Below are 16,515 nucleotides of genomic sequence, written 5' to 3' on the forward strand. Positions count from 1 at the left end.
AAATTATTCTGTTATTCGTAAATGAATTTTCAGTGTCACTCTTCAAGACTTGATACTACAAAGTTTTTTTGTGATATCAATCCTGCGAGTGCCCACACAGATTGTCTGATAAATTGTTAAAGAGCATTGCGAATCAACGTTTTAACTCGTTGTCGCGAGGTGGCGTATATTACTCGCTTCACCTCAGAAGTCAATCAATATTTAGAATTTTTCTCCTGGACCGAATCGCTTCAGTCCCTGTCACCGCGCTGCGTAACGCGCTTTGCCGTGTCAGTGGATGCGCATTATAGGGAGTTCCGTTCAGAGCGCAAGGGATTATTTAAACTTTTTTGCTGAGTGGTGATAAATCAGGCCAAATGTTCAGTTATCAGACAAAAGCCTTATAAAAGCGCTTTTTTTTACAACAATGTGTCCTTACTGCGTTAGTAAAATGGCAGCATAATTTTAATTAAGCCTCAACTCTGCGCACAAGATGCGTATACTTAGCAGACTAATTCAACAAATAAAGGACCTCTCAATGGTTCGTTCCTCCAGCGACCTCACCGGATTACCTTGGATTGCGGCGATGGCTTTCTTTATGCAGGCATTAGATGCCACCATCTTAAATACCGCACTCCCCGCGATTGCCGAAAGTCTGCATCGTTCGCCCCTTGCTATGCAATCCACTATTATTAGTTATTCGTTAACCGTCGCAATGTTAATTCCGGTAAGTGGCTGGCTAGCCGATAGGTGTGGAACGAGAAAGGTATTCATTTGTGCCGTCACCTTGTTTGCCGTAGGGTCGCTCGCCTGTGCTTTATCGAACTCGCTTGGACTATTGGTTATCTCTCGAGTGATTCAAGGTATCGGCGGGGCAATGATGATGCCCGTCGCTCGACTCACGCTACTGCGTGCTTATCCTCGGAATGAACTCCTCCCAATATTAAACTTTGTGACCATGCCTGGATTACTCGGTCCGGTTATGGGGCCTGTGCTCGGTGGCTTCTTTGTGACTTACGCCAGCTGGCATTGGATTTTCCTGATTAATATTCCTATCGCGCTGGTCGGGATTTTCTTCGCCCGTAAATACATGCCAGACTTTACGGTCCCTAAGCGGAAATTTGATTCACTTGGCTTTATTCTCTTTAGTGGCTCAATTGTCGCGTTATCCATCGGCGTAGAGTTATTGGGTGAAGCACAAGTCTCATTGAGTGTTGCGGTAGCAGCAATGGTCGTCGGTGTTTTACTTCTCGCTTTCTATATAAAGCATGCTGTTAAGGTCAAGACGCCTTTAATCAACCTTGCGATGTTTAGAATCCGCACCTTCTCCGTAGGGATTGCCGGCAATGTTGCCTCGCGCCTAGGTACCGGATGTATTCCCTTCCTTATACCTTTATTACTGCAAGTCGCTTTTGGTTATTCCGCGCTTTACGCTGGCTTTATCATGATTGCCACCGCAGCAGGGGCAATCTTAGCCAAATCGACAGTGACTCCGCTGCTCCGCCGTCAAGGTTATCGCCGAACGCTAGTCGGTATTAGCGCCATGATTGGCTTACTGATAATGAGCTTTGCCCTACAGTCTTCTCAACACTCCATCCTTTGGTTACTGCCCCCCCTGTTTCTAATTGGTATGGCGATGTCTACACAGTTCACCTCGATGAACACCATCACCTTAGCGGATCTCACCGATGAACATGCCAGTGGTGGCAATAGCGTGTTGGCAGTCACCCAGCAATTAGCCATCAGCTTTGGCGTCAGTGTTAGCGCCGCGGTATTACGTTTTTGGCAGGACTATCAACCGACAACGGAAGGGCAATTCCAAGCCACCTTTATTACCATGGGCATTGTTACAATAATCGCTGGCAGCACCTTCTTACTCTTAATGAAGAATGATGGGGAAAACCTAATCAAAAGACCGGCGAAGAAAAGCTAGGTCGAGGATCTGACCTTCAATTGCGGGGTGAGCGCCCAAGAAACCGGTGCTCCTCCTTTTTTCTCTTCGATTCGATGAAGTAATAAATCGATGGCCACTTGCCCAAGGGTATCTTTGGACTGGTGAATGGTCGTTAAAGGTGGAGTAAGATATTCCGATAACGCAATATCATCATAGCCAATCACCGCAACATCATCAGGTATCGTCAGGCCGGCACGGAACAAGGCTTGATACACGCCGACCGCCATCGCGTCATTACAGGCAAAGACCGCATCGGGTCGAGGCGTTAGCGTTAACAACTGCTGCATACTCGACATTCCGCCAGAGAATTCAAAATCGCCTTGTACGATATACTCTTCATTGATATCACGACCCGCGCTAAGTAGTGCGCGCTTAAAGCCTTCTACGCGTCGTCGAGCCGGACTTTTATCTAAAGGGCCACTAATACAAGCAATATGCTGATAACCCCTATCAATCAGATGTTTGGTCGCTAACTCCCCACCGAGTAACGCATTCTCTTCAATAACATCACTCAACCCAGTCAGTGGAGACCAGTCCATCATGACTATCGGTAATGCCGGATAACGTTGTAATAATGGAGCGAGTGCGGCATGTCCCTCATTACACATCAGCAACAAGCCATCTACTCGCTTTTGAATTAATGTCTCCAGGCTACGACTCATACGCTGGACATCCTCCGCGGTGTTACAGAGGATCAAGCTATACCCTCGCTCATAGCAGTTATCCTCAACCCCTTTTACCACTTCGGCATAAAAGGGATTACTACTGGTAGTGACTACCATACCGATAGTACGCGTTTGATTAAGCTTGAGACTTCGCGCCAACGCGCTGGGCGTATAATTAAGTTTGGCTATAGCTTCTGAAACCCGCTGCTGAATTTCATCGCTGACAAACCGATTTTGATTAATGACGTGTGAAACCGTGGAGGTCGACACCCCCGCTCTCCGTGCAACATCCTTTATCGTCGCCAACGCGCTGTCCTTATTAATTTAAAAAATCGATGATTTCTTCACGCCAAGGTATCGACGTTTGTGCCCCTTGGCGTGAAACAGCAATAGCCGCGGCCGCTTGCGCAAAGTCTACTGCTTGGTGCCAATCAGCCGTTTCAAGATAGCGACACAGAAAAGCACCATTAAACGTATCGCCTGCAGCAATAGTATCTGTAACGATAACTTCATAACCTGCAATGAGTTGCCCTTGTCCTTTCACACTTAGCCAAACGCCCCGACTGCCCAAGGTAATAATAACGGTATCGATGCCTTTTTTATGCAGGCCATGAGCGGCTTGCTCAGCATCTTTATCGGTCTGCACGGAGATACCCGTCAAGGCTTCAGCTTCGGTTTCGTTGGGGGTAATAATATCAATCAGCGAGAGCAGTTCATCACTTAACGGTTGCGCCGGCGCTGGATTTAAGACGGTTAAAATATCGTGTTGATGAGCAAGCTGTGCAGCCGCCAATACACTTTCTAATGGCGTCTCAAGCTGAAGCAATAATGCTGCGCTATCGATGATAAGTTGTTGGTGTTTTTCGACATAGGCTTTTGTCAGTGATGCATTCGCGCCGGGATAAATACCAATCGTATTTTCACCTTGATCATCGAGATAAATCATCGCAAGACCGGTCGCTTCACCTTTAGCCATCTCAATAGCCGAGATATCAATATTATCTTTCGCTAGTTGCTCGCGGACCGCATGCCCAACCTCATCCTCGCCAATGCAAGCCATAAAAGCGATTGATGCGCCGCTGCGCCCAGCGGCTACGGCTTGATTGGCCCCCTTTCCACCAAAGCTCATCTGATACTGTTTTCCAGACAAGGTCTCACCCGGCCTTGGGAAATGCGGAACCTGTAGGACATGATCGATATTGATACTGCCGAGCACCACCATTTTTTTATTCGCTTGCATTGTCGCCGTCCGTTCGCGGTACCTATTCAAGGTACCGCGGTTATCATTATTGAGGAGTGACTAGGGTAAGATCGACAGGGATGACCTTAGGTATCGTCTGACCTTTCAAAATTTTATCGGCATTTTCAACGCCAGTGACACCAATTTGCTCGGGTAATTGTGCGACGGTAGCCGCCATTTTTCCTCGTTTTACTGCCGCAATCCCGTCTGCCGTGCCATCGAAACCGATCACTAGCACATCTTTTCGTCCGGCGGTCTGTAAGGCTCTTAACGCGCCTAGGGCCATTTCATCATTTTCCGCAAAGACTGCTTGGACATTGCTATGGGCCTGTAACAAGTTCTGCATCACATTTAAGCCTTTAGTTCGGTCAAAATCAGCGGGCTGACGAGCCAAAAGCGTAAAATGATGAGCTTGTGCGGCCTCAGCGAATCCTTTACCTCTTTCACGTGAAGCCGAGGTGCCTGCAATACCTTGCAACTGGATGACTTTAGCTCCCTCGCCCAATTTTTGGGCAATAAAGTCACCCGCCATCTTACCGCCTTTTACGTTGTCAGAGGCAATATGACTGACCACCTCTCCCTTGGTTGCAACACGGTCAAGAGTAATGACGGGAATTTTTGCCTGATTGGCAATTTTGATCCCATTTCCCACCGCATCCGAATCCGTTGGATTGATCAGTAATAGCTTAGTCCCGCGCACGGTTAAGTCTTGGATATTAGCGAGCTCGCGTGCGGGGTTGTTCTGCGAGTCGACCACCACTAGGTCGTAGCCGAGTTTATCGGCTTCACGCTGAGCCCCTTGTTTTAGGGAGACAAAGAAGGGGTTATTTAAGGTCGATACCACTAATCCTAATGTCTCTTTGGCCAGTGCATTACCGCAGATCATCGTACTCATTAAGAGCGAAATAGCCGTTAATTTTTTCATCTGAAATACCCTTAAAAAGCGAACAGTTATTGGTGACTTTTATTGTCTGCTAGCACGGCCAGCAGGATAACAATGGCTTTGACTATCATTTGGAAATACGACGAGACACCCATCAGGTTTAACCCGTTATTGAGGAACCCTAGAATTAATGCGCCAATCAAGGTTCCGGTAATACGCCCTCGTCCACCGGATAAGCTACAACCGCCTAATACGACTGCAGCAATCGCATCCAATTCGTATCCCGTCCCGGCGGTAGGCTGTGCCGAGGAGAGACGAGCAACCTCAATCGTTCCCGCCAAGGCGGCTAGCGCGCCACAGAGGGCATAAACCGTGATTTTTATACGAGTAACACTGATTCCCGACAGTCGGGTAGCGGCCTCATTACCGCCCAGCGCGTAAATGTAGCGTCCCAAACGGGTATGATTGAGCAGATACCACGCCGCCATAAAGACAATCGCCATTATCCATACGGGAACAGGTACGCCGGCCAACTGCCCAATACCGATAAGACTGAAATGATCGCTATTATCACTAAACCCGGTACTGATTGGGCTTCCATCGGTAAAGACCATGGTGGCACCACGGAGTAACAGCATCATCACTAAGGTCGCGATGAAGGCTTGAACTTTACCCCATGCAATCACCATCCCTGTTACCCCACCGATGAGGCCACCCGCAACCAGGGCCGCGGCCACTGCTAGTAGCGCATTGATCTCGTGGCCGATTAACGAGGCGACTAAGGCCCCGGTAAACGCCAATAAGGACCCAACCGATAAATCGATACCCGCAGCCAGAATCACTAAGGTCATCCCCACCGCCATAATGGCGTTCACTGAAGTTTGTTGCAGGATATTGAAGAGGTTCGCTAGGGTGAAAAAATTACTACTTTGTGTCGCCACTACCGCGATTAATATCAGTAGCGCGATCAATGACTTTTGCTCGCGAATGCCGTGCCATAACGAGCGTTTAGCTGTTACGTTGGCGGTGGTCGGTTTCATATCACTAAATCCTCGCTATGCTGCTTGCCGACGGCGGCTGCCATAAGTTTCTCTTGAGTCGCCTGTTGCCGAGTAAACTCGCCACTAACACGCCCTTCATGCATCACCAAAATGCGATCACTCATCCCCAAGACTTCAGGCATTTCCGAGGAGACCAAGATGATGCTTAATCCTTCGTCTTTACACTTGTTGATCAGCTGATAAATCTCTTTTTTTGCGCCAACATCTACGCCACGAGTCGGTTCATCGAGGATCAAGACTTTCGGTTGCGTCATTAACCCCCGCGCGATAGAAACCTTTTGTTGGTTCCCTCCCGATAACAACCCGATAGTTTTATCCATTGAGTCAGTTTTAATATTGAATAATCGGATAAAATCCCCAACGGTCAGGCGTTCTTCACGGTGTTTCAATAATCCGCCGTGTCCTGAGAAATAAGGCAGGGCCGTGAGTGACATGTTATGTTTGATCGACATCCCTAAAACCAGTCCTTCCCGTTTACGGTCTTCGGAAATGTAGACGATGCCCTGTTTGAGTCCTTGCTGCGGGGTTCGTACCCGAATCGGCTTCTGGTTCAACAAAAGCTCGCCAGCCGTTTTCGGGTGGGCACCGTAGATCATTTTCATGAGCTCTGTACGACCCGCTCCCATTAATCCTGATATGCCGAGGATCTCGCCGCTTCGTAACGTAAAACTAATATTGTGGATACCTGGACCAGATAACTGCTTGACCGCTAAGCGTATCTCTCCAGGCTCTTTATCGAGATGGGGGTAATGGTCATCAAGTTTTCGACCTACCATCAGTTCAATCAGGCGTTCTTCATCGATAGCGTCAACCGGGTACTCGCCAATAAATCGGCCATCTCGAAAAACGGTGACATCATCGCAGATATCAAAAATCTCTTTCATGCGATGCGAGATATAGACGATGCCACACCCCTGGGCTTTTAATTCGTTAATAACATTAAATAGGGCGAGAGTTTCTGTATCGGTAAGGGCATCCGTCGGCTCATCCATTACAATGACTTTAGATTGATAGCTCAATACCTTAGCGATTTCGACCATCTGCTGGTCACCAATCGATAAGCTATCCACCAACACTTTGCTGGAAAAACGGAGCTTTAATCGGGCAAGTAAGCGATCGGCCTCGCGATACAGGGTTTTCCAATCGATACATCCGAAGGCGAGTCGTGGCTCTCGGCCTAGAAAAATATTTTCAGCCACCGTCAGCGTGCCAATCAGATTAAGCTCTTGGTGAATAATACCGATGCCCGCTTCTTGTGACTGTTTAGGGCCAGTAAATACCGTCTCTTTCCCCAACCACAGGCAAGTTCCCGCCTCTTTTTGGTAAATTCCTGTCATGATCTTCATCATGGTGGACTTTCCGGCCCCGTTTTCGCCAACCAATGCCATCACGCGTCCGGCCTTGACGCACAGGGACGCACCATTCAGCGCTTTAACCCCTGGAAACGACTTTTCAATATGGTTGAGGGCTAATAGGCATTGAGTCTCCATTTTAAAAAGTGACTCCCGCCGTAAAGATCACATTGGCATAAGGGGTACACTCCCCCGTACGTATTACAGCTCGTGTCTGTTGGGTTAAGGATTTAAAGTGATCGTGGGAAACGTAGAAAACCTCTACCTGTTGCCCCTGCTCTGCAGATAAGCGGTCGATTAATGTAAGCAATTGCTGGTGGGCCTGCGGATTGTGTTCAATGATCTCTTCAGCAATATGTGCCGCTTGGATCTGCATGGCGGCGGCAACCACCTCGCTCACTTGTCGAAAGCTTGGTACCCCTTGAGTTAACGCGAGATCGATACGTGTAGGGCCTAGCGGAATAGGTAACCCCGCATCGGCAATCGCCAGGGTCTCAAAATGGCCGAGTTGCGTGACAATATGGGCAATTTCGGGATGTAATAGATGACCTTTGTTCATACTTCGCTCCTCAGCGAAACGTTTCGCTGGCAGTAGCATGAACCAAGCCGAATCGCTTGCTCAATCGACTAAACAGAAAAACGTGATAGCCATCGAATCGATTCGCTGAAATAGTGATATACACCAAATAATTGATGCAACGCTGTAAATCGTTACTCAAATAAATGTTTGCGTGATCAGCTTCAGACCGAAGCGTTAAAGAGGGATAAGGGGAAAAAGAGGGTCCCCACTGTCTAGGCAAGACAGCGGGGGAAGGGATTAACTAAAGACCATTCCACCGTCGATCAATAGCGATTGTCCTGTCATATAATTAGAATCTGGGCCAGCGAGATATGAGACACACGCCGCGACATCGTCGGCTTCAGATAAGCGTCCCAATGTAATGCGTTTCGCAAACTGCTCCGTTCCGTAGCCTTCGGGCTGTCCCGCGGCCGCCGATATCTCCTTATCGATCCGTTGCCACATGGGCGTGTTGACGATACCTGGGCAGTAGGCATTAACAGTGATGCCTAGCGGGGCCAAATCACGGGCAGCCGTTTGGGTTAACCCCCGTACTGCAAATTTACTTGAACTATAAACGGCAAGTTCAGGATTCCCCACGTGGCCAGCCTGCGAGGAAGCATTAATAATTTTTCCCCCGTGACCTAGCTGCTTAAATGCTTCGATAGCTGCTTGCATTCCCCAAATAACGCCCTTCACATTGATGTTATAGACCTTGTCGACAATGTCCGGCGTGATCGCCTCGATAGGCGTTGAAGGCGCAATCCCGGCGTTATTCACGATGACATCAAAACCACCGAAAGTACGTTGGGCTTGCTGAACCGCAGCAAACACCTGCACTCGATCAGCAACGTCTGCCTGAATCGCTAACGCTTTGCCACCAGCCTGCTCAATTTTTTTGCTAACGTTGGCGGCGGCCTGCGAGTCGAGATCCACCACCGCCACATTAAATCCATCACGGGATAACCGCAGTGCAATCGCTTCACCAATGCCTTGTCCTGCACCTGTCACTAATGCTACTCGATGCTTCATCTTATAATCCTTCTTAGATAATTTGACTGAGATGTAGCTCTTCCATTAACCGTGGATTATCGGAATAATCGACGGGAATCGCTACGACCGCAGGCCCCTCCACATCCATTGCGCGTTTTAAAGTGGGCTCAAGCTGATCAGTGCTTTCGACGGTAAACCCTGCTGCACCAAATGCTTGTGCATAGGCTTTAAAATCGATCGCCCCGAACTTAACCCCAGAAACGCGTTGGTATTTTTTTTGTTCTTGCATTGCCACCATGTTGTACTCATCATCCACCCAGATGATGTGCAAAATGTTGGCTTTTAGTCTCACCGCCGTTTCCAGTTCCATACTGGATTGCATAAATCCGCCATCCCCGGAGACCGACACCACTTTACGTGAAGGGTCTACCAACCACGCACCGATGGCCCAGGGTAGCGCGACCCCCATGGTTTGTTGTCCGTTAGAGATAATGATTTGCCGTGCACGGAAACTGTAGAGATACCGAGCGATCCAAATATGGAAACTCCCCATATCAACCGTTAACGACACATCACTATTAATGATGTCTTGCATAGCCCGTACGATACGTAAAGGATGTATCGCAAACTGGTTTAACTTGTGGGCTTGAGTGGAGAGAATTTGCCGCTGGAGCTGCCGATCTTCTAGCACTAGGCTAGTCTCAGGGCTGAGGATAAGCGGACTGGCGATGTGTTGCGTTAATAGGGTTAAGGTTTGGGCAATATCCCCGATTAACTCAATATCCGGAATATAGTAATTATCCGGTTCGGCGGGTACGACATCGATATGTGCCAAGGCAACATTGCCATCACTCCACATAGCCGGTTCGTACTCTACTGGGCTATAGCCAATGGTGATGACTAAATCCGCTTGGCGTAATAACTTATCCCCAGCTTGGTTATTGAACAGACCTACGCGGCCTGCGAAGCGGCTAAAATGGTCTTCGGTGATCGCCCCTGCCGCCTGATAGGTACTGGTTACCGGAATATGACTCACATCTAATAACTGCTTGAGCGCCTGAGCATTTTCGGTTTGACTGGCCATCAGCCCCAGCAAGATCACGGGATTTTTCGCCTGCTCAATCTGCTTCGCGAGGGCTTTGATTTCATTGTGGGGCGCCGCGCCTTGTTTCATTGAAGGGATCACCGGTAGCGTGTGGCCTCGCACCGGGTCATTGATAATATCCTGAGGCAGACTGACGAAAGTTCCGCCAGGTCGCCCCAGCTCAGCTTTACGAAAAGCATTACTTATCACTTCACTGATCGCATCCGCTGAATTGACTTCTACCGAGTATTTGGTGATCGGGCGAAACATCCCTACCGTATCCATACTCTGGTGTACCTGCTTTGCGCTATCGGAGCGTTTAACCGCGCCGCCTATCGCGACCACTGGGTCGCCTTCACTGGTCGCGGTAGCAACGCCGGTAATAATATTGGAACATCCCGGACCTGAGGTCACTAATGTGACGCCAGCTTTGCCGGTTAAGCGGCCAATCGCTGCGGCCATAAAGGCGCCGTTTGCCTCATGCCGCACGGGGATCATCTCAATAGATGAATCGACCAAGGAATCAAAGACGCGATCAATTTTAGCGCCAGGAATACCAAATATCTGCTTCACGTCTTGTGCTTCGAGCTGTGCAACCACGAGGTCTGCACCGGATTGCCACTGCTTATCTTGGATTTTGTTACGCATTATCATCTCCACTTAACTCTCTACTGCGCGTATAGCTTGATCGAGATCGTCTGGGTGTAGGTCGGCATTAAGAAATTCGTGATCGGTAGGGAGATCGATCACCAGCTTATGAATTGCACCAAAAGTCAGCTGCCCTGACAGTAAGTGATAATCTAGAAGATGGCCGCCCCCTTGCCGATCATGGGTAATAAAATGCTCGTGATAGCCGGCAACATTGATTCCCTGCATATATTGCGGTGTGCGAAAGCCAATCACCGACCCGTTTTTCTGATTAAAGGTAAAGATGGGTTGCTCGGCTATCGCTTCTTGCATCGGTCGGTAAGGCCGACATTGTTCAGGCACCGTTCGGGTCTGCGCTTGCTGAAAGTCCCCCTCTATCCGTAGGGCACAGAATAGGTTATCTGAAGGAAGGTGCTGGTCGATCAGTCGATGAATCGCTTGACGTGAAATAGGCTGGTCCAGCTCCAGACAATAGTCTGGTTGGAAGAAGGTCATCACGGCAAAGGGCGTTTGTTGATCCGCTCGCGCCTGGCGTGCGCTACCATCAGATTTAAGTTGGTAAATTTGATGATCGAGCGCCACCAGCTCACCGTCTAAATGGTTAAAAGTCCCCAATCCGAAATCCCCTTTTTCTAGGAGATCAGCAACGGTCATCGAGCCATCATAAACCCCACTGAGTAAGGCGCTCATCAACGATGTCTGAAAAATGACTTTTTGCGGCCGTTGCTGATGGGCCAGTTTAACCATCTGTCCGAGTTGTGAGGCACAGTCGCAATCAATAAGATGATCAGCCATGCTTTCCTCTCTATAAGTAAAAACCTTAGAAAGTATGTTGACCTATGCCGCTTTCGAGTTCCAATATAGGGAAGGCCCGACTTTAAGACGTTATCGATATGGAACTGCGTTATCTTCGTTATTTTGTTGCCGTCGCGGAAACGCGCAACTTCACTCGTGCGGCTGAGAAGCTGTCAATTTCCCAACCGCCATTAAGCCAACAGATTCTCCGTTTAGAGAGGGAAATCGGTACGCCGCTTTTTCTTCGTTTAAAAAGTGGGGTGGAATTGACCGAGGCAGGGGAAGCTTTTTACAAAGAAGCAAGACAGATATTATTGTTGACCGATCAGGCTCTGGAAAAGACTCGGGGGATTGCGCGCGGGATTAATGGTAAAGCAACCTTAGGGTTTGCCTGTTCCAGCGTCTTTCACCCCATATTGTTTAAGCGGTTAAAAAAGTTTCATACTCTCTATCCCTCTGCAACCTTGCTTTCAGAAGAAAGTAATATGTCGCAATTGATGCAATCGCTACGCGAAGGGACATTAGACGCTGCGTTTGTCAGATTACCTTGCCAAACGAGCCAAGAGTTTACTCTGCAAACTATTACTCAAGAAAGTATGTTTCTAGTGGTTCGCGAGGAAGAGGCTAAAACCCCTCTCGAGACGATCCTCAGAGATTCGCCGCTCATTTTATTCCCTAGAGAACTGGCACCCAGCCTTTATGACATGATCATCCATTTTTGCCATGAACAGGGCGTCGTGCCCCAGTTGGCGACCCAAGCGCCGCAGATGTCTGCCTCGATTGCGATGGTTGCCAGCGGCTTTGGTTTTACCTTCGTTCCAGAGTCACTCACCATCATTGCGATGCCTGGTGTGTCCTATCGGAAAATTAAGGCCCCGCAGTTGACCACTGAGATAGCCCTGGCATGGCGTCGTTGGGACCGCTCACCCATTATTAAACATCTACTTTCTTTGATCAGTACAGGCAGTGACTAAGCGTAAAGATCCAGCGTAAAAATAAGGCATTAGGCGTAAAACCTAATGCCATGTTAGCGATCAGTATAAAAGGGCATAATATTGGAGCGTCTACTGGCTTATTATGGGACTGCTACGCCTGCAGTTGGATAACCGGCATAGGAGGTGAACATCGTCTATCTATCCTTATTTATCTCTTACCAAGATAATGTCACGCTAGCATGAGTGGCTATTAATGGATTTGGGATTATTTTATAAATTAGCGACAATTTTAACTTTCTGTATCACTATTACAGTGACCGACCTATCGGTCACTGACTTCAGCGTTAAACGCTTATTTTATTTTCTTAGTCTTTCTTTAATGATTTTATAATGCTCATCTTTTAAATCTTCATATTTCCAGATAAAAAGCCCGCCAAGATTGAAGTCCAGAACCTGATCGATAAAATAATTTAAATTCCAATCAGTCAGTCCCCTTGTTGTCAGGGCCAGAATACATTTTTTACTCTCTGCACCCTGTGCTAACGTCCGTTTTAAGGCTGGAATAACGTTACTGATAATATCCCCTTTACTCCACATAGCTGTCGCATAACAGTAATGGATAAAACGGTCACACTGGTCTGACTGGATAAGCTTTTTAACCTTATCGTTCAGTTTTTTTCCATTCTCTGTCGTCGGATGGTTGTAGGAATATCCAGCAATAAAACCAAAGCTTGTCTCTTTGCTGCAGTGTTTTAACTGCTTCATTGCCTCAATCACCAGGTCAGTATTCATATTGCATTCATCATCAAAATCTACACCATCCCAGCCCCTACTTTTTGTCGCTTCAGCAATCCTTAGAACTTCTTCCTGATTTGCAGGCTTCCCTTCTGGCGAGCATCCTCCTCCACCGTAAACCCAAAGCGTCTTTCCTTTAAAAACAGAGGTATTATCAGGCTTAGTCTGTTTTTCAGGACTCCAGCCAGGGCTTGTCGCTGTCCCAGTGGTCAGTCCATCCAAGTTGGTCACCATGCCATACATAATTATGTCGAATTCCTGAAGGGGTTTTTCGGACAGCGACTGGCTCCAACCACCCATAATAAATTTATTCATAATCTATATTTCCCTATTTGTATTTTTCCACAAGAGCATAAAGGATCGCAGCAGTTTCAGAATCTACTTTACCGCTGTAATCACAAGGACGAAAATGTAGCTGAAATGCACGTATTAACTGAACATAACCCATATCGGTTTCTGAACCCGAGGTATCGTAACCATAGCGTTCCAGCATGAGTATCATGTCATCTTTCGAAGGTAAAACATGGCTAAACTGCTCTATATATTGACTCTTTGTTTCCTCATCAAACCATGCCCCGACGCCAACGTCATAAAGCGCTTTCCACGGGAAAGCACTACCTGGATCATTTTTCCTTCCGGGAGCAATATCACTGTGACCCACAACGTTAACGGGCGTAATATCTGGGTAACGCTGAAGGATATTTAATGCCAATTCCTTGACTGCATCAATCTGGACGGGATTATAAGGCGGGAAGGTATATATCCCGTCATTTTCAGTCGCTAAATTAACAATCTCAATTCCTATAGCGGTGTCGTTAAGATTATTTCGGCCGGCCCAAGAGCTAGCCCCGGCATGCCAAGCACGTTCGTTTTCATCGACCAGATTAAAAAGGCGCATATCGTTAAAATCAGCATCGAGATACGATTTATCTGAAGGGTCAGGAACAAGGTAATGAGCACTGACCGAAGAACCTGTCAATGCAATGATAGCGTTATCAAAATTGAGCGCAGTATAGTGAAAGACCAGAAAACGAACGCGTCGATTAAATCCTTTAATGGAGCGAAAACTATTATAATCAATCTGGTACATACAGACTCCTTACCAATGTTGTGATTCAACATTAGGTTAGACTCTGCTCATTGCGTTGCGTTCTTAAGCAAATCAGATAGCATGATGTAGATCATTAATTACATCCTAATCACTATCACAAAACAGGGCTGATCGAGGTCAATCCTTACGACTCGAATACCCTTTCTTTATCGACTGCAGCGGCGCGCAAATAATCTTGGTACTGAAAGCAAATTAACTCGATTGTAGAGCCTGATAACATGCCCAATTTTCTATGGGGCTGCGGAAATTTCGGGTGAACTCATTAATTCCAAGATACACAATCTGGCTAACTCTTTCGCGCCAAAATATCAGGCTCTTTAATAACTCAGATAGCGGCGTTGTTCTGTAAGGTATTCACTCATCATCTTGAATACGGGCTATGGATACCTGTAGCTGGCGCACCCGACATTATGGAAATATCGATAACTTATAACGAGGTAAGCCTAGGTGAGAACCAAGGCAATATACGGCTTAAAAATAGCTGGTCACCTTGAGTGACCAGCATCATGCGCTCATTTTGGATTAAATTTCGACTTGTGTACCGAGTTGAATGACGCGGTTAGGCGGGATCTCAAATTGGTCAGGCGCTCGTAAAGCATTGCGTTGCAGCAGTAAGAATAGCTTACCGCGTAAGCGCAGATACCACGGTCGTTTACCTAAAATCAATGACTCATTAGACATAAAAAACGATGTTTCCATCATTCGGCAATTCAAGCCTTCCAGACCACAGCGATGGAAAATATCTTCCATATTCGGGATTTCCCGCCAACCATAACTGGCGACTACCCGCCAGAACGTCGGTGAGAGCTGTTCAATACTGACACGATGCACATTATGGACATAAGGCGCATCCTCAGTCCGTAAGGTCAGCAGGACGACACGCTCATGCAGGACTTTATTGTGTTTGAGATTATGTAATAACGCGAAAGGAATGATGTTCTTCACTCTGGTCATGTAGACCGCCGTCCCCGAGACTCGCACAGGGGGATGTTTCTCTAGAGAAGAGATCATCGCTTCCAGTGAGTTACCGTGCTCATGCATCTTTCTTAATGCCCGGAAACGTTCACTCTTCCACGTGGTCATGATGATAAACATCACTAACGCCAGTGTTAGAGGTAACCAACCGCCGGATAAGATCTTCACTAAGTTCGCCGAGAATAACGGCACATCGATACAGAGTAAGAAAATGCAGAGTGGTACGACGGAGAAGAGACTCCAGTGCCAATTTTTTCTCGCGACCGTACAGGAAAGCAACGTGGTTAACACCATTGTTCCGGTGACGGCAATCCCATAGGCGGCCGCCAAATTACTCGAATGCTTAAAGCTTACGATCACCAATACCACTGCGGTATAGAGTAGCCAGTTCACAACTGGGATATAAATCTGTCCTGACTCATTTTCCGAAGTATGGATGATTCGCATCGGAGGAAGATAGCCTAAGCGCACCGCTTGTCGAGTTAATGAAAATACGCCAGAAATCACTGCCTGAGAGGCGATGACCGTCGCAAGGGTCGCTAAAATCAGCATCGGGATCAGCGCCCAATCGGGTGCCAGCAAGAAGAATGGGTTTTTAATCGCTTCAGGGTGTTTCATTAACAGCGCACCTTGACCGAAGTAGTTGAGCACGAGAGAAGGCAGCACCACCAGCATCCAAGCAATACGAATCGGTAATTTACCGAAGTGTCCCATATCGGCGTATAGCGCCTCTACCCCAGTAATGGCCAGCACCACTGAGCCTAACGCGAAGAATGAAATGGTTTTATAGTGAAGAAAGAATTGCAAGGCATACCACGGGTTTAAAGCATGCAACACCTCAGGATTCTTTATGATCCCATTAATCCCAAATACCGCCAGCAGAATAAACCACAGCAGCATTACCGGTGCGAATAGCTTTCCTACCAGTCCAGTACCGTGCTTCTGAATGACAAAAAGTAGGGTCAGTACCACTATCGAAATCGGTACAATAAAGACGTCCAAGGATGGCGCGGCGATTTCCAAACCTTCAATCGCTGAGAGCACAGACATTGCTGGAGTGATCACCACCTCACCGAAGAAAAAGCTGCCGCCAATCAATCCCAGAATCAGCACCACTGCCGTGGCGGTAGCATGGGTATTTCGGCCAGCCAGTGACATAAGGGTTAATATTCCCCCTTCACCGGCGTTATCTGCACGCATGACATAGCTGATATATTTCAGCGAGACGACCACCACCAGTAACCAAAAAATTAAGGAAAGGAAACCAAAAACAGACTGTTGTTCGATACCAAAACCAAATTCGCCAGAAAGGCATTCTCGCAACGTATAAAGGGGGCTAGTACCAATATCCCCGTAAACGACACCGATGGCTGCTAGTGTCAACGCCGCTGTAGACTGTTTATTCTCTGAGTTCATAAAAATCTTCTGTTTAGATGGATTAGTCTTAAACAACCTTAATAATTAATAGAGTCCGCACAGTATGCAC

Annotated in this window: 14 protein-coding genes; 2 read left to right on the forward strand and 12 right to left on the reverse strand. The window is 47.5% G+C overall.

Annotated features, from left to right (window positions below; all coding sequences use genetic code 11):
* Positions 1–517 precede the first annotated feature (517 nt).
* Positions 518–1,912 carry a DHA2 family efflux MFS transporter permease subunit gene (locus tag BMX14_RS11180; RefSeq protein ID WP_092676845.1) on the forward strand — a complete coding sequence of 465 codons (1,395 nt, stop codon included), beginning with the start codon at positions 518–520 and terminating at the stop codon, positions 1,910–1,912.
* On the opposite strand, the gene rbsR is transcribed toward BMX14_RS11180, so the two are convergent.
* The 9 genes from rbsR to budA all read right to left on the reverse strand — a co-directional run bounded on the left by rbsR (position 1,909) and on the right by budA (position 11,213).
* Positions 1,909–2,904, reverse strand: coding sequence for a ribose operon transcriptional repressor RbsR (gene rbsR / locus BMX14_RS11185; protein ID WP_092676847.1), 996 nt, complete (start codon positions 2,902–2,904; stop codon positions 1,909–1,911). The genes BMX14_RS11180 and rbsR overlap by 4 nt on opposite strands.
* Positions 2,905–2,917: 13 nt before the next feature.
* Positions 2,918–3,838, reverse strand: a complete 921-nt coding sequence (gene rbsK / locus BMX14_RS11190; RefSeq protein WP_092676849.1) for a ribokinase — start codon at positions 3,836–3,838, stop codon at positions 2,918–2,920.
* A 46-nt stretch (positions 3,839–3,884) separates the two neighbouring features.
* A complete protein-coding gene (gene rbsB / locus BMX14_RS11195; RefSeq protein ID WP_092676850.1) occupies positions 3,885–4,763 on the reverse strand; it encodes a ribose ABC transporter substrate-binding protein RbsB in 879 nt (292 codons plus the stop codon).
* Positions 4,764–4,789: 26 nt separating this feature from the next.
* Complete coding sequence (rbsC, locus tag BMX14_RS11200; RefSeq protein ID WP_092676852.1) at positions 4,790–5,761, reverse strand: ribose ABC transporter permease; 972 nt, start codon at positions 5,759–5,761, stop codon at positions 4,790–4,792.
* The gene (rbsA, locus tag BMX14_RS11205; protein WP_092676854.1) at positions 5,758–7,272 is read right to left on the reverse strand and encodes a ribose ABC transporter ATP-binding protein RbsA; all 1,515 of its coding nucleotides are present in this window, start codon (positions 7,270–7,272) and stop codon (positions 5,758–5,760) included. Before rbsA ends, rbsC begins: the two co-directional genes overlap by 4 nt.
* A gap of 1 nt (position 7,273) precedes the next feature.
* Positions 7,274–7,693 carry a D-ribose pyranase gene (gene rbsD, locus BMX14_RS11210; protein WP_092676856.1) on the reverse strand — a complete coding sequence of 140 codons (420 nt, stop codon included), beginning with the start codon at positions 7,691–7,693 and terminating at the stop codon, positions 7,274–7,276.
* A 258-nt stretch (positions 7,694–7,951) separates the two neighbouring features.
* Positions 7,952–8,725 (reverse strand): (S)-acetoin forming diacetyl reductase, encoded by a 774-nt coding sequence (locus tag BMX14_RS11215; protein ID WP_092676858.1) that lies wholly within the window; start codon positions 8,723–8,725, stop codon positions 7,952–7,954.
* Between the two features lie 13 nt (positions 8,726–8,738).
* Positions 8,739–10,418: an acetolactate synthase AlsS gene (alsS, locus tag BMX14_RS11220; protein WP_092676860.1), complete on the reverse strand. Its 1,680-nt coding sequence runs from the start codon at positions 10,416–10,418 to the stop codon at positions 8,739–8,741.
* A gap of 12 nt (positions 10,419–10,430) precedes the next feature.
* Complete coding sequence (budA, locus tag BMX14_RS11225; protein ID WP_092676862.1) at positions 10,431–11,213, reverse strand: acetolactate decarboxylase; 783 nt, start codon at positions 11,211–11,213, stop codon at positions 10,431–10,433.
* A 98-nt stretch (positions 11,214–11,311) separates the two neighbouring features.
* Here budA and BMX14_RS11230 point away from each other — a divergent pair, with 98 nt between their 5' ends.
* The gene (locus BMX14_RS11230) at positions 11,312–12,187 is read left to right on the forward strand and encodes a LysR family transcriptional regulator (RefSeq protein WP_092676863.1); all 876 of its coding nucleotides are present in this window, start codon (positions 11,312–11,314) and stop codon (positions 12,185–12,187) included.
* Between the two features lie 318 nt (positions 12,188–12,505).
* On the opposite strand, the gene BMX14_RS11235 is transcribed toward BMX14_RS11230, so the two are convergent.
* The 3 genes from BMX14_RS11235 to kup form a co-directional block, all read right to left on the reverse strand.
* The gene (locus BMX14_RS11235; RefSeq protein ID WP_092676865.1) at positions 12,506–13,258 is read right to left on the reverse strand and encodes a hypothetical protein; all 753 of its coding nucleotides are present in this window, start codon (positions 13,256–13,258) and stop codon (positions 12,506–12,508) included.
* 13 nt (positions 13,259–13,271) lie between these two features.
* Positions 13,272–14,033, reverse strand: coding sequence for an N-acetylmuramoyl-L-alanine amidase (locus tag BMX14_RS11240; protein WP_092676866.1), 762 nt, complete (start codon positions 14,031–14,033; stop codon positions 13,272–13,274).
* A gap of 543 nt (positions 14,034–14,576) precedes the next feature.
* Positions 14,577–16,445: a low affinity potassium transporter Kup gene (gene kup / locus BMX14_RS11245; protein ID WP_092676868.1), complete on the reverse strand. Its 1,869-nt coding sequence runs from the start codon at positions 16,443–16,445 to the stop codon at positions 14,577–14,579.
* Positions 16,446–16,515 lie beyond the last annotated feature (70 nt).

This window comes from Rosenbergiella nectarea, from assembly GCF_900111105.1.
Taxonomy (GTDB): Bacteria; Pseudomonadota; Gammaproteobacteria; order Enterobacterales; family Enterobacteriaceae; genus Rosenbergiella; species Rosenbergiella nectarea.